Raw genomic sequence first — 13,033 nt, 5'->3', positions numbered from 1 at the left:
CGTACCCAAGCACGAGGATTTCGTACCGCCGCAACAGATGACACGGGGCGCGCGGGAATGGCGCGAATCCGCGACCGACGACCGATGTGTCCTACAGCAGAAGCAGGACGCTTGCCACATATGCCGCCGGCGCGGCGAAGGCCATGGCGCCGATCGGGCCCTGGATGTGCCGGGCGAGCCACAGCGCCGGCTCGTCACCGTCGATGATCCGGCTGGCCTCGGCGTAGCCGACCGACAGGTCCACCATCACCGCCACGATCGCGGTCGCCAGCCCGGCCAGGGCGCTGGGCAGCGGGCTGAGCCCGTCGAGGTAGTTGCCGATCGCGCCGGCTGCGGCCGTGCCGACCATCGTGCCCAGCACGACCCCGGCGCCGCCGCGGGGCACCTGGGGCGCGATGCGCGGCAGCGCGGCGATCGAGTCGGCGAAGCGGGCGATGAACAGCGCGATGCCCGCGGCCGCGAGGCAGGCCACGATCGCCTGGGTGCCCTTCGGGCTGCGGCCGAGCACCACCAGGCTCGCGAAGGAGACGACGCCCAGGGTCACGACCAGCGACGAGCCGAGCGACTCGGTCACCCGCTGGCGGCCCGCCGGGCGGGTGAGCTGGCCGACGACGCCGATGATGAACCCGGCCGCGGTGAGGTAGGCGAGCGGGGCCAGCGACGCCGGGCGGGTGAAGACCGCGGCCGCGTCGGTGCCCAGCGCCACCGCGATGCCCACGGTGCCGACCACCCGCGGGGCCGGTGGCCGGCTCGCCATGGTCCAGACGGCGACGAAGAGCGCCTGGACGCCGAAGACCACCACGGCATAGGACTCGTGCCGGGTCTGCGCGCCCACGATGAGCGCGATGGCGACCAGGGCCGCGAAGCCCGCCACGCCCAGGGAGACCCAGCGGCGCACCGGCGGCAGGGGCGCCTGCCGCTCCTGCCGCTCCTCGGGCAGGGCATCCTCGTCACCCGGACGGGGGTTACTCTCCGAGTGGTGTTCGTCACCGCCGCGCCCGTTCGGGCCCGCATCGCGGCGGCGGCGACGGGCGGCCGGCTCGGTGGCCTGTGGCCAGGCGCCGAAGTCCTCGGCGGGCGGCGGGGATGCGGGCACGCACCGATCGTGCCAGAAAGGACCGGATCCGGGCTCGGCGGGGAGCACGTGGCCGCGTCGAGAGGGCAAACCGCCATACCATGTCGGCGGAAACGGTGGGGTGTGGCTCAGCCAACTGTCCCGAACTGCGTTTCGACCGGTCGCAAAACGTGAATACTCCGATATTCTCGTCGGGGATACACCCACAACCTCCCGTCAGAGTTGCCGGGACGCTAGCGAGCCGCCGCCCTACTCAGGGGCGCCACAGCGCCCCAGACGAGAGGTGCGCCGCGGCCACGGAGGTGACTCGTGGAGATTCTGCTGCTGACCGCGGCGCCCGCGGGACAGGTGGTCCTGCCGGGCCTCGACCTGCTGCCCCACACGGTGCGCACCGCCCCCCGTGACGTCCGCACGCTCGTGAACGGCCCCAGCCCCGACGCCGTCGTGGTCGACGCCCGCACCGAGCTCGCCGACGCCCGCGCCACCTGCCGCATGCTGCACGCCACCGGGCTGGGCGTGCCCCTGCTCGCCGTGGTCACCGAGGCCGGCCTGGTCGCGCTGCACGCCGACTGGGGCCTCGACGACGTCATCCTCGCCACCGCGGGCCCGGCCGAGATCGAGGCCCGGCTGCGCCTGGCGGTCGGGCGGCTCAACTCCGCCGCGGCGGCCAGCGGCGGCATGATCAAGGCCGGCGAGCTGACGATCGACCCGGACACGTATGCCGCGAAGCTCAAGGGCCGCCCGCTCGACCTCACCTACAAGGAGTTCGAGCTGCTGAAGTTCCTGGCCCAGCACCCGGGGCGGGTGTTCACCCGCGACCAGTTGCTGCGCGAGGTCTGGGGCTACGACTACTTCGGCGGCACCCGGACCGTGGACGTGCACGTCCGGCGGCTGCGGGCCAAGCTCGGCTCGGAGTACGAGTCGATGATCGGCACCGTGCGGCAGGTCGGATACAAGTTCGTCGTCCCGCCGTCGCGCCCGCTGCACGACTCGGAGCCGGTCCGGGTCTGAAGATCCTCCGGCTAGATTGATCGGATGATCCCCTCGACTGCGGTGCGCCGCGCCGATCGACTGGCCCCGGACCAGGTGGAGCAGGTGCTCGCCCTCATGCGGGCGGCCGGCGACACCGACGGCGCGCTGCCGCTGTCCGAGCACGTGGTGCTGCACCTCCGGCACGGGGGTGAGGCACCGGCCGTACACCTGCTGGCTCTTGACGACGCGGAAACCGTCGTCGGCTATGCCCACGTGGACACGACCGACGAGGTCGAGGGCGCGTCGGCGGAGCTCGTCGTGCACCCGCTGCACCGCCGGCACGGCCTCGGGCGCGCGCTGGTCACCGCGGCGATGCAGGTCGCGGACGAGCGCGCCGGCGGCCGGCTGCGGCTGTGGGCGCACGGGGACCACCCGTCGGCGTCGGCGCTGGCCATCCGCCTGGGCTTCGACCGGGTCCGGGTGCTGCTGCAGCTGCGGCGCTCGCTCTTCGCGCCGCTGGACGAGGTCGTGCTGCCGGAGGGTGTACGGCTGCGGGCCTTCGAACCCGGCCGGGACGACGAGGCCTGGCTCGCCCTGAACGCGGCCGCGTTCGCCGAGCACCCCGAGCAGGGCAAGTGGACCCTGGAAGACCTGCACGTCCGGCTCCGCGAGCCGTGGTTCTCCGCGGCCGGGTTCCTGCTGGCGGAGCGCGAGTCCGACGGCGCGCTGCTCGGCTTCCACTGGACCAAGGTCCACGGCGAGCAGCACACCCACCCCCACGAGGAGGGTGAGCCGCACGCGCACGAGCCGATCGGCGAGGTGTACGTTCTGGGCGTGGCCCCCGGCGCGAACGGCGGCGGCCTCGGCCGGGCGCTGACCCTGGCCGGGCTCTGGCACCTGCGCGATCGGGGACTCGCCCAGGTCATGCTCTACGTGGACGAGAGCAACACCCGCGCCGTCGCGCTCTACCAGCGGCTCGGCTTCGTCCGGTGGTCGAACGACGTGTCGTTCCAACGCGCGCTCTGAGTGACACCGCACAGCGGTGATCACGGGATAAATGCGGACACCAGGCATCACCGCTGGGCAGTTCACCCAATGGCCAACTCGCCTCCGACCAGCCGTCATCTGCGGAGAGTGACCTGTTCACCCCGCGTTCACCCTTCTCCAGAGACGTGTTTCCCTGCCCCTTTTAGCGTCGCTTGCAGTCGACGACCTGCGTCGGCCTTCCGACTACCTCCCCAGGCAACCGGAAGACGGATACATCCCCGACGAAGGGACCGCAGTGAACTTCAAGCGGCACGGCCTCATCGCCGGCATCGCGCTCACCGCGACGCTCGCGCTCGCCGCGTGCGGCTCGGACAACAACGAACCGACGACTTCGGCGTCGGGCGGCGCTTCCGGTGGCACCGGCAGCGACGTCGCGTGCGCGAGCGGCACCCTTACCTCGCAGGGCTCCAGCGCCCAGGGCAACGCGATGGCCGAGTGGGCGAAGGCCTACCAGCAGAAGTGCTCCGGCGCTCAGGTCAACTACCAGGCGACCGCCTCGGGCGCGGGCATCACGGCGTTCCAGGGCGGCACGGCCGACTTCGCCGGCTCGGACTCCTCGCTCAAGGCCGGCGACGAGCAGACCAAGGCGGCCGCCCGCTGCGGTGGCGCCCCGGCGCTCAACCTGCCGATGGTCACCGGCCCGATCGCGATCGCCTACAACCTCGACGGTGTCAAGGACCTCCAGCTCAAGCCGGAGACCATCGCGAAGATCTTCGCGGGCACGGTCAAGACCTGGGACGACGCCGCGATCAAGGCCGACAACCCCAGCGCCACGCTCCCGTCGACGGCGATCCTCGCCGTGCACCGCGGTGACTCCTCCGGCACCACGGAGAACTTCACCAACTACCTGACCCAGACCGCGCCGAGCGTCTGGACCTTCGGCAAGGACAAGGTCTGGAAGGCGCCGGGCGGCTCGGGCGAGCAGAAGTCCGACGGTGTCGCCGGCGCGATCAAGAAGACCGCGGGCGCCATCGGCTACGTCGAGTGGTCGTTCGCCAAGACCAACGCCCTGGCCACCGCCAAGGTCGGCAACGGTGCGGGCGAGTTCACCGCGCTGACCGGCGAGGCCGCCGGCAAGACCATCGCGGGCGCCAAGGTCACCGGCACCGGCGACGACCTGGCCATGACGATCGACTACTCCACCAAGGAGGCCGGGGCGTACCCGATCGTCCTGGTGACCTACGAGATCGTCTGCAGCAAGGGCAACGCGGCCGACAAGCTGGCGCTGCTCAAGGGCTTCCTCGGCTTCACGTCCAGCAAGGACGGCCAGGCGCAGCTCGACAAGCTGGGCTACGCCCCGCTGCCCGAGACGGTTCGCGCGAAGGTCGAAGCCTCCGTCAAGAACCTGGCCTGACAGGAAGCATCGTTGAGCCAGACGACTCTGCCCGCCACCTCCGCCGGTTCGTCCGGCGGGGGTGGCGGTCTTCCGCCGCGCAAGCGGTTCAGCGGAGACATGCTCTTCCGCGGAACCGCGACGGCCGCCGGCTCGATGGTGCTCGTCATCATCGCGGCCATCGCCATCTTCCTGCTGGTCAAGGCGATCCCGGCCATCAACAAGGACACCGAGAACTTCCTTACCTACAAGGACTGGTTCACCGACGGCGACCAGCCGAAGTTCGGTGTCGCCGCGACCGCCTTCGGCACCGTGCTGACCGCCGTCATCGCGCTGCTCCTGGCCGTTCCGGTGGCGCTGGGCATCGCGCTGTGCCTGTCGCACTACGCCCACCGGCGGGTCGCCACCACCCTGAGCTTCATCATCGACCTGCTCGCGGCGGTCCCGAGCGTCGTGTTCGGTCTGTGGGGTCGTGACTACTTCTACGAGCCCATCGCCAACTTCAGCAAGTGGCTGCACGACGTGGCCGGCTGGATCCCGATCTTCGGCAGCAACGGCCCCTACGGCAAGTCGGTCCTGCTGGGCTCGGTCGTGCTGGGCATCATGATCCTGCCGATCGTCACCTCCCTGTCCCGCGAGGTGTTCCTGCAGACCCCGCCGGAGAACCAGGAAGCGGCCCTCGCGCTCGGCTCGACCAAGTGGGAGATGATCCGCACCGCGGTCATCCCCTACGGCCGCGCCGGGATCATCGCCTCCGTCATGCTCGGCCTCGGCCGCGCGCTGGGCGAGACGATCGCGCTGGCCCTGACCCTCGGCAGCGTCTTCGCCGTGAACTTCGACCTGCTCGGCCCCGGCGGCGTCACCATCGCCTCCAACATCGCCAGCCGGTTCGGCGAGGCCAACGAGTTCGGCCGTAGCGCGCTCATCGCGTCCGGCCTCGTGCTGTTCGCCATCACGCTCGTCGTCAACATGGCCGCCCGCGCGATCGTGTACCGGCGCCGTGAGTTCGTGGGAGGCTCCGCGTAATGGCCGTCGAGACCCCCGTCCGCAGCCTGGGCGTGCAGGACGCGTCCCAGCTGAAGGTCAAGACCCTGCCGAACTGGTCGCCCTGGGCGGTCGCGGTGGCGGCGATCGTGCTGTCCTACGTCCTGATCAACCTCACCGGCGCCGGCGGCACGGTCCTCACCGGCGTCGTCGCGGCGGCGCTGTTCGTGATCCTCATGGGGGTCGCGGCGGCCGTGGTCGAGGGCGGCCGGTCGGCCCGCAACCGCATGGCGACCGTGCTCATCTACGGCGCGTTCATCCTCGCCCTGCTGCCGCTGGTCTCCGTCGTGTGGACCCTGGTCACCAAGGGCAGCGACCGCCTGGACGGCAACTTCTTCAACACGTCGATGAACAACATCGGCCCCTTCGACTCCAACGGCGGCGCGTACCACGCCATCATCGGCACGATCGAGCAGGCGGGCATCGCCACGCTCATCACCGTGCCGCTGGGCATCCTGGGCGCCGTCTACATCGTCGAGTACGGCCGCGGCTTCTTCGCCAACGTGATCCGCTTCTTCGTCGACGTCATGACCGGTATCCCGTCGATCGTGGCGGGTCTGTTCATCCTGTCGTTCTGGGTCTTCACGATCACGCCGCTCTACAGCTCCGACGGCTTCGCCCACTACTCGGGCTTCGCCGCCGGCCTGTCGCTGAGCGTGCTCATGCTGCCGACCGTCGTGCGCTCCAGCGAGGAGATGCTGCGGCTCGTGCCGACGGCGCTCCGCGAGGGCTCCTACGCCCTCGGCGTGCCGAAGTGGAAGACGATCATCAGCATCGTGCTGCCCACCGCCGGCCCCGGCATCGTCACCGGTGTCATGCTGGCCGTGGCCCGGGCCTGTGGTGAGACCGCGCCGGTCCTGCTCGTGGCCGGCGGCGCCTCCGCCATCAACTTCAACCTGTTCGACGGCAACCAGTCGTCCCTGTCGCTGTTCGTCTACCAGCAGGCCGGCGTCGCCTCGGAGTTCGCTCCGGGACGGGCCTGGACGGCGGCGCTCACCCTGGTCGTTCTCGTGCTGGTCCTCACCGTCGCGGCGAAGCTGCTCGCCCGCCGAAACAAGCTCGCCCGATAATCACTGGAGCGCCAACATGGCAAAGCGGATCGAAGCCCACGGCGTCACCTCGTACTACGGATCGTTCAAGGCGATCGACTCCGTGTCGATGACGATCGAGCCCAAGTCGGTCACCGCCCTGATCGGCCCGTCGGGTTGCGGCAAGTCCACGTTCCTGCGGTCGATCAACCGCATGCACGAGGTCCTGCCCAACGCTCGGATCGAGGGCCAGCTCCTGATCGACGGGCAGAACATCTACGACCGCGACGTCGACGTCACGGCCGTGCGCCGGATGATCGGCATGGTCTTCCAGCGGCCGAACCCCTTCCCGACGATGTCGATCTTCGAGAACGTCGTCGCCGGCCTGCGCCTCAACGGCGTGCGCAAGAAGTCGGTGCTGGAGGAGGTCGCGGAGAAGGCGCTGCGCAGCGCCAACCTCTGGAACGAGGTCAAGGACCGGCTCGGCCGCCCCGGCGCGGGCCTGTCCGGCGGTCAGCAGCAGCGGCTCTGCATCGCCCGCACCATCGCGGTCGAGCCGCAGGTCGTGCTGATGGACGAGCCCTGCTCGGCCCTCGACCCGATCTCGACGCTCGCGATCGAGGACCTGATCACCGAGCTGAAGAACCAGTTCACGATCGTCATCGTCACGCACAACATGCAGCAGGCGGCCCGCGTGTCGGACCGCACCGGCTTCTTCTCGATCGACAAGACCGGAGAGCCGGGCCGGCTCATCGAGTACGACGACACCGCGAAGATCTTCACCAACCCCTCGGTGAAGAAGACCGAGGACTACATCACCGGCCGCTTCGGCTAGGCCCAGGCCAGGTCAGGCCAGGCCAGGCCAGGTCGGGTCAGATCACGCGGTAGGGCGGATGGCGTCGGCCGGGTCCCGGTCCGGCGCCGCTGCCAGCGCCGCCTCGATGCCGCCGGCTCCCGAGAACTCGGCCAGCTCCAGCAGGGTGTGACGGGTCGGCGGCAGCATCGTGTAGCGGCCGTCGGCCGCCTCGGCCGGCGAGCACCACACGGTGGCGTCGGCCTCGCCGCCCACGTCCCGGGTCACCTGGCCCTCGGGCAGCTGGGCGAGGAAGAAGTACGTGTCGAAGCGCCGGGGCTCGAACTCCGGCGTGACCCAGCGCGACCACGGGGCCAGCAGGTCGCTGCGCAGGACGAGCCCGTTGCCGCTGAGGAACTCGGCGAAGCCCAGCTCCCGGGCGATCAGCGCCAGCCGCGCCGCCTCCCAGTCCGGCCCGCTCACGTCGCCGACCACGGTGTCCGCGTCGGCGCCGGCCAGCAGCACGCCGGACTCCTCGAACACCTCGCGCACGGCCGCGCAGACCACCGAGCGGGCCACCGACTCCTCCAGCCGCAGGCGCGCCGCCCACTGCGCGGGGCTCGGCCCGGCCCAGTCCGGCAGCACGGCCGCGTCGCGCGGGTCGACGCCGCCGCCCGGGAAGACGTACCTCGAGGCCGCGAACGCCATCGTCGGCACCCGGCGCAGCAGGTAGGCCTCGAACGGCTCCCGCAGCAGCACGACGGTGCTGGCCAGCCGCGGCTCGGGCGCCTGCTTCCCCGACGCGGCGAACTCGCGGGCCATCTCGGCCATCCGGGGCGGAAGCTTGAACTCGACCATGAAGCTACGTTAAGGCCTGGCCTCGTGGCCGGGGCGACCGTGGGTGCGCCGTTGCTCCTTCATCTCCGCCTCGAACAGGTGCCGGAGCCCCCCGGCCAGCTGCTCCCGGGCCTGCCGGTCGAGGTCCTTGAACAGCGCGTAGTACCCGTCGTCGAACTCCTCCACCAGCTGGAACGTCCACCGCCCGGCGATCACGTTGCGCCCGACGAGCTCGCGGCTCACCCGGTCGGCCAGCTCCCCGTGCCCCGCCGCGCGCAGCAGGTCCACGGCGTCGTCGAGCATCAGGTCGGCGTGCCCGATGAGCTGGTGCAGGTCGTAGAGGCGGCCCCGGGCCCGCTCCACGGTCTCGAGGGCCTCGCTGAGCTTGCCGAGCGCCTCGACCGTCCGGTCCGAGACGCCGGCGGGACGGGTGTGCTCGGCATCCGGGCCGGTCGCGTCCCCGTGGTTGTTCCCGTCGTTCATGACCTCAGTACATACCCACCTAAGCTACGGCCATGAGTGATCGCATCCGCTGGGGCATCCTGTCGACCGGCTCCATCGCCGCCACGTTCGCCGAGGACCTCCGGCTGCTGCCGGATGCGGAGCTGGCCGCGGTGGGATCCCGCACCACCGAGTCCGCCGAGCGCTTCGCGGCGGCCCACGGCGCCGCCCGGGCCCACGGCTCGTGGCAGGCGCTCGTCGAGGACCCCGGGGTGGACGCGATCTACGTCGCCACCCCGCACAGCGCGCACTACGAGGCCTCGATGCTGGCGCTGCGGGCCGGCAAGGCGGTGCTGTGCGAGAAGCCGTTCACGCTCGACGTCGCCGAGTCCGAGGAGATGGTGGCGACCGCGCGCGACTCCGGGGTGTTCCTCATGGAGGCCATGTGGATGCGGTGCATCCCCGCGATCCGCAAGATGGCCGAGCTCGTGCGCGACGGGGCGATCGGCGACCCGGTCTCGGTCCACGCCGACTTCGGCATGCAGGGCCCGTTCCCGGAGACCTCGCGGCTGCGCGACCGGAAGCTGGGCGGGGGAGCGCTGTACGACGTCGGGATATACCCCGTGACGTTCGCGCACCTGTTTCTGGGCGCCCCGGCCGCGGTGCAAGCCTGGGCCCGGATGAGCGCCGGGGGCGTGGACGAGAACACGGGGATGCTGCTGGGGTACGACTCCGGCGCCATTGCCGCCCTGACCTGCTCGCTGCTCGGGGACACCGCCCGGACCGGCACCGTCACGGGCACGCTCGGGCGCATCGACGTGCGGCGGGACTTCTTCCACCCGCACGGGTTCACCCTCTGGCGCCAGGGTGAGACGGAGGAGTTCGACCTGCCGTACGAGGGCAAGGGCTACCAGTTCGAGGCGGCCGAGGTGCACCGCTGCCTGCGCGAGGGGCTGCTCGAGAGCCCCCTGATCCCGCTCGGCGAGACGCTGGACATCCTGCGGCTGCTGGCGGAAATTTCCGGAATTATCGGACTTGACTATTCAAGCTGAGGACTGAACGGGGCGGACGCAGCGTCCCGTCCTCGCTACGGTGCGGCGTATGGCTCAGGAGCTCCGGGCCGACCCGGACGAATTGATGACGCTCGCCGCGGCCTGCCTGGCCGCGGCCGACACGCTCGGCGAGCACTACCGCACCGGCCTGGGTGAGCTGACCCTGCCCGCCGACGCCTTCGGGGACACCCGGGCGTCGGCGGCGCTGGCCGGCACCGCCGCCGCGATCGGCGCCCAGGCCCAGAAGGCCGTCTCGGCACACGTCGACATCCTCGAGGAGGACGCCGACGCGCTGCTGCAGACGGCCTTCGCGTATCTGGCCGCCGACCGGCAGGCCGCCCAGACCGTGGGCAACGCGCGGCGCGCGCCGCTCTGACGCAACGACACACGGGGGATCTTCATGGTGCAGACGGTTGAGTCGTCCGCCGTCACGGTGGACGACATCTGGGAGCTGGCCGCGCGGCCGGAGCTGCTCGGGCGGGCCGCGACGGCCTGGCGGGCGGTGGTCGCCGACGTGCGGGCCGCCCACGACAGGCTCGGCGGCGCCGCGGCCCGGGTCGTCGGCGGCGACTGGGAGGGCGAGGCCGCCGACGGATTCCGCGGGCATTGGCGGCAGTACAGCGACAGCCTGAACGACCTCGAGGCAGTCCTCGGGGACACCGCCACGGCGCTGGACGGCGCGGCGGCCCTGTTGCGCGGCGGGCAGAACCAGCTCGCCGACGCGTTCGCCCGCGCCGCCGGGGTGCCGCACCGGCGCGGCGGCGGCAGCGTCACGTTCACGCCGGCCGACGCGGCCCAGGCCGAGACGGTCCGCGCCGCGGTCGCCGAGGCCGGCGAGATCCGGGCCGACCTCGAGCAGGGGCTGGCCGCCCAGCGCTCGGCCCTGGCCGGGGCGCGGGCCCGCTGGGAGGTGCTCGCCGCGGTCTGGGCCCCCGTCATCGGCCGGACGTTCGCGGCCTGGACCCCGCCGCCGGCCGCCGGCGGGGTCGACGCGCACCTCGTCGGCGACCTCTTCATGGTGGAGGCGACCGGCGCCGCGGACAGCGTCGTGGTCGAGGACGGCCACGTGACCGTGAACGGCCGGCGGCTCACCATCCCGCCCGGCGCCCGGCTCGTGCTGCGCACCGGCGACGGCGACGACACCGTCACGGTCGGCGGCGCCACGGGCGTGACCGTGCTCGGCGGCGACGGCGACGACCGGCTCCGCGGCGGGGCCGGCGACGACGTGCTCATCGCCGGGATGGGCGTGGACACGGTCAGCGGCGGGGCCGGCGCGGACCGGGTCAGCCTCGGCGCCATGGTGACCGCGACCCAGACGCCGCCGAAGGGCGCCACCGAGCGGGCCGACCTCGGCGACGGCGACGACCGGCTGTGGGGCAGCCAGGGCGCCGACACCGCCGACGGCGGGGCCGGGGCCGACCTGCTCTTCGGCGGCGAGGGCGCCGACCGGCTCGGCGGCGGGGCCGGCGACGACGTCCTGGCCGGCGGCGGGGACGACGACCGGCTCCTCGGCGGGGACGGCTTCGACCTGCTCGACGGCGGCGACCACCGCGACTACCTCGACGGCGGCGCCGGCGACGACCGGCTCGAGGGCGGCCGCGGCGACGACACGCTCTACGGCGGCGACGGCTCCGACGCGCTGCGCGGCGGCGAGGGCGCCGACTTCGCCGACGGCGGCGCCGGTGACGACCTGGTCGCCGGGGACGACGGGGCCGACGTGCTCTCCGGCGGCCGCGGCGACGACCGGCTCGACGGCGGCGACGGGGACGACGTGGCCTACTCCGGCGCCGGGCGCGACACCGTGACCGGCGGGGCCGGCGCCGACACGCTCTACGGGCAGGGCGAGGACGCCGCCGCCGGGGTCGAGCGGATGACCGCGACCGGGGACGACGACCTGACCGGGTTCATCACGGTGGGCGGCGACGCGCAGTACCAGGCCCGGGTGCACGCCGACCTCGACCTGCTCACCGCCTCGCCCGCGGGCCGGGCGATGCTCGCCGACCTGCGCGCCTCCGGGCAGCGGCTGCACATCGAGCCGCTCGACGAGCTCAACGGCCACGCGAGCTACGACGACGGCGTGCCGGTCATCACGTACAACCCGGCCTACGACGCCCGCACCCCGGTCACGACGCTGTTCCACGAGATGGCGCACATCTACGACTACGAGCACGACACCGACGACGGCGCCGCCTACGACCAGGGCAGCGGGCCCGACCACCAGTACCCGGGCGGGCCCGCGGTGCCGAACTTCGAGCGCCAGGCCGTCGGGCTGCCGATCGACGACGACGGCGACCCGGCCACGCCCGACCGCGTCGACCCCGACCACCCGCTGCTGTTCACCGAGAACGGCCTGCGCGGCGAGATGGGCCTCGGCGACCGGCAGCGGTACGGGTCGGCCTAGAAGAGCGCGTGGGTCAATAGGTAGGCCACGATCGCGATGACCGCGGCGGCCGGGAACGTCAGCACCCAGGCGATCACGATGTTCCCGGCCACCTGCCAGCGCACCGCCGACAGGCGCTTCGTCGCGCCGACGCCCATGATGGCCGAGGTGATGCTGTGCGTGGTCGAGATCGGCAGGCCCAGCTGCGAGGTGGTGAACAGCACGCCGGCCGCGACCGTCTCGGCCGCGAAGCCCTGCGGCGGGTCGAGGTCGATGACCTTGCGGCCCAGGGTGCGGATGATGCGCCAGCCGCCCGAGTACGTGCCGAGGGCCAGCACCGTGGAGCAGGCCAGGAACACCCACTGCGGGATGTCCTTCTTGTCGGCGTGGTAGCCGCCGGTGTAGAGCGCGAGCACGATGATGCCCATCGTCTTCGCGGCGTCCTGCATGCCGTGGCCGACCGCCATCGCCGCGGCCGAGACCGTCTGCGCGCGGCGGAAGCCGCGGCCGAGCACCCGGGGGTTCGCGCGCCGGAACGTCCACATGATGGCGACCATGAGCAGGCCGCCCAGCAGGAAGCCGACCACCGGCGAGGCGACCATCGGCACCAGGACCTTGCTCACGATGCCGGACCAGAGCACCTTCGAGTCGAGGCCGAACCACACGGCGCAGATCGAGGCCCCCACCAGGCCGCCGAACAGCGCGTGGGAGGACGAGGAGGGCAGCCCGAAGTACCACGTGATGAGGTTCCAGGCGATGGCGCCGATGACGCCGGCGAAGACGATGCCCAGCCCGCCCAGGCCGGTCGGCGGGTCGATGATGCCCCCGCCGACGGTCGCGGCGACGTGGCCGCCCAGGTGCGCGCCGATGAAGTTGCCGAGCGCGGCCATGATCAGCCCGGCCCGCGGCGTGAGCGCGCGGGTCGAGACCGAGGTGGCGATGGCGTTGGCGGCGTCGTGAAAGCCGTTGGTGTAGTCGAAGACCAGCGCCACCACGATGACGGCGAGGACTGCGACGAGCTGTGCGCTGAT

Annotated in this window: 13 protein-coding genes; 9 read left to right on the top strand and 4 right to left on the bottom strand. The window is 72.1% G+C overall.

Annotated features, from left to right (window positions below):
* Positions 1-91: 91 nt before the first annotated feature.
* A complete protein-coding gene (locus ABT369_RS14900; RefSeq protein ID WP_350612297.1) occupies positions 92-1,096 on the bottom strand; it encodes a hypothetical protein in 1,005 nt (334 codons plus the stop codon).
* A 288-nt stretch (positions 1,097-1,384) separates the two neighbouring features.
* On the opposite strand from ABT369_RS14900, the gene ABT369_RS14895 reads away from it, so the two are divergent.
* From ABT369_RS14895 to pstB, 6 genes are all read left to right on the top strand, one after another.
* Complete coding sequence (locus ABT369_RS14895) at positions 1,385-2,086, top strand: winged helix-turn-helix transcriptional regulator (RefSeq protein WP_350612296.1); 702 nt, start codon at positions 1,385-1,387, stop codon at positions 2,084-2,086.
* 24 nt (positions 2,087-2,110) lie between these two features.
* Positions 2,111-3,073, top strand: coding sequence for a mycothiol synthase (gene mshD / locus ABT369_RS14890; protein WP_350612295.1), 963 nt, complete (start codon positions 2,111-2,113; stop codon positions 3,071-3,073).
* Between the two features lie 256 nt (positions 3,074-3,329).
* Positions 3,330-4,448, top strand: coding sequence for a phosphate ABC transporter substrate-binding protein PstS (gene pstS / locus ABT369_RS14885; protein WP_350612294.1), 1,119 nt, complete (start codon positions 3,330-3,332; stop codon positions 4,446-4,448).
* 12 nt (positions 4,449-4,460) lie between these two features.
* Entirely contained in the window at positions 4,461-5,453 is a 993-nt protein-coding gene (gene pstC / locus ABT369_RS14880; RefSeq protein ID WP_502891752.1) for a phosphate ABC transporter permease subunit PstC, read from the top strand.
* Complete coding sequence (gene pstA, locus ABT369_RS14875; protein ID WP_350612293.1) at positions 5,453-6,541, top strand: phosphate ABC transporter permease PstA; 1,089 nt, start codon at positions 5,453-5,455, stop codon at positions 6,539-6,541. The genes pstC and pstA overlap by 1 nt, the downstream gene beginning before the upstream one ends.
* Positions 6,542-6,557: 16 nt before the next feature.
* Positions 6,558-7,334 carry a phosphate ABC transporter ATP-binding protein PstB gene (gene pstB, locus ABT369_RS14870; RefSeq protein WP_350612292.1) on the top strand — a complete coding sequence of 259 codons (777 nt, stop codon included), beginning with the start codon at positions 6,558-6,560 and terminating at the stop codon, positions 7,332-7,334.
* Positions 7,335-7,376: 42 nt separating this feature from the next.
* On the opposite strand, the gene ABT369_RS14865 is transcribed toward pstB, so the two are convergent.
* Both ABT369_RS14865 and ABT369_RS14860 read right to left on the bottom strand, forming a co-directional pair.
* On the bottom strand, positions 7,377-8,150 hold the full coding sequence (locus ABT369_RS14865; protein WP_497979115.1) for an NUDIX hydrolase: 774 nt from the start codon (positions 8,148-8,150) through the stop codon (positions 7,377-7,379).
* Positions 8,151-8,159: 9 nt separating this feature from the next.
* The gene (locus ABT369_RS14860) at positions 8,160-8,612 is read right to left on the bottom strand and encodes a hypothetical protein (RefSeq protein WP_350612291.1); all 453 of its coding nucleotides are present in this window, start codon (positions 8,610-8,612) and stop codon (positions 8,160-8,162) included.
* A 32-nt stretch (positions 8,613-8,644) separates the two neighbouring features.
* On the opposite strand from ABT369_RS14860, the gene ABT369_RS14855 reads away from it, so the two are divergent.
* Genes ABT369_RS14855 through ABT369_RS14845 form a run of 3 tightly spaced genes read left to right on the top strand, consistent with a single transcriptional unit; the run spans position 8,645 to position 12,023 of the window.
* Positions 8,645-9,622, top strand: a complete 978-nt coding sequence (locus tag ABT369_RS14855) for a Gfo/Idh/MocA family protein (RefSeq protein WP_350612290.1) — start codon at positions 8,645-8,647, stop codon at positions 9,620-9,622.
* A gap of 49 nt (positions 9,623-9,671) precedes the next feature.
* Positions 9,672-9,998, top strand: coding sequence for a hypothetical protein (locus ABT369_RS14850; RefSeq protein ID WP_350612289.1), 327 nt, complete (start codon positions 9,672-9,674; stop codon positions 9,996-9,998).
* A 24-nt stretch (positions 9,999-10,022) separates the two neighbouring features.
* Positions 10,023-12,023, top strand: a complete 2,001-nt coding sequence (locus tag ABT369_RS14845) for a M91 family zinc metallopeptidase (protein ID WP_350612288.1) — start codon at positions 10,023-10,025, stop codon at positions 12,021-12,023.
* Here the strand turns inward: ABT369_RS14845 and ABT369_RS14840 are convergent.
* A complete protein-coding gene (locus tag ABT369_RS14840; RefSeq protein ID WP_350612446.1) occupies positions 12,020-13,033 on the bottom strand; it encodes an inorganic phosphate transporter in 1,014 nt (337 codons plus the stop codon). The genes ABT369_RS14845 and ABT369_RS14840 overlap by 4 nt on opposite strands.

This window comes from Dactylosporangium sp. NPDC000244, from assembly GCF_040300725.1.
Classification (GTDB): Bacteria; Actinomycetota; Actinomycetes; order Mycobacteriales; family Micromonosporaceae; genus Dactylosporangium.
Note: the sequence above shows the minus strand (reverse complement) of the source record. Positions and strands in the feature narration are given on the sequence as shown.

What these genes read in the sequence shown, in the direction of transcription:
- mshD (WP_350612295.1), top strand. Translation starts at nt 2,111, where the DNA reads ATGATCCCCTCGACTGCGGTGCGCCGCGCCGATCGACTGGCCCCGGAC.
- ABT369_RS14855 (WP_350612290.1), top strand. Translation starts at nt 8,645, where the DNA reads ATGAGTGATCGCATCCGCTGGGGCATCCTGTCGACCGGCTCCATCGCC.
- ABT369_RS14865 (WP_497979115.1), bottom strand. Translation starts at nt 8,150, where the DNA reads ATGGTCGAGTTCAAGCTTCCGCCCCGGATGGCCGAGATGGCCCGCGAG.
- pstA (WP_350612293.1), top strand. Translation starts at nt 5,453, where the DNA reads ATGGCCGTCGAGACCCCCGTCCGCAGCCTGGGCGTGCAGGACGCGTCC.
- pstB (WP_350612292.1), top strand. Translation starts at nt 6,558, where the DNA reads ATGGCAAAGCGGATCGAAGCCCACGGCGTCACCTCGTACTACGGATCG.
- ABT369_RS14850 (WP_350612289.1), top strand. Translation starts at nt 9,672, where the DNA reads ATGGCTCAGGAGCTCCGGGCCGACCCGGACGAATTGATGACGCTCGCC.
- ABT369_RS14845 (WP_350612288.1), top strand. Translation starts at nt 10,023, where the DNA reads ATGGTGCAGACGGTTGAGTCGTCCGCCGTCACGGTGGACGACATCTGG.
- ABT369_RS14860 (WP_350612291.1), bottom strand. Translation starts at nt 8,612, where the DNA reads ATGAACGACGGGAACAACCACGGGGACGCGACCGGCCCGGATGCCGAG.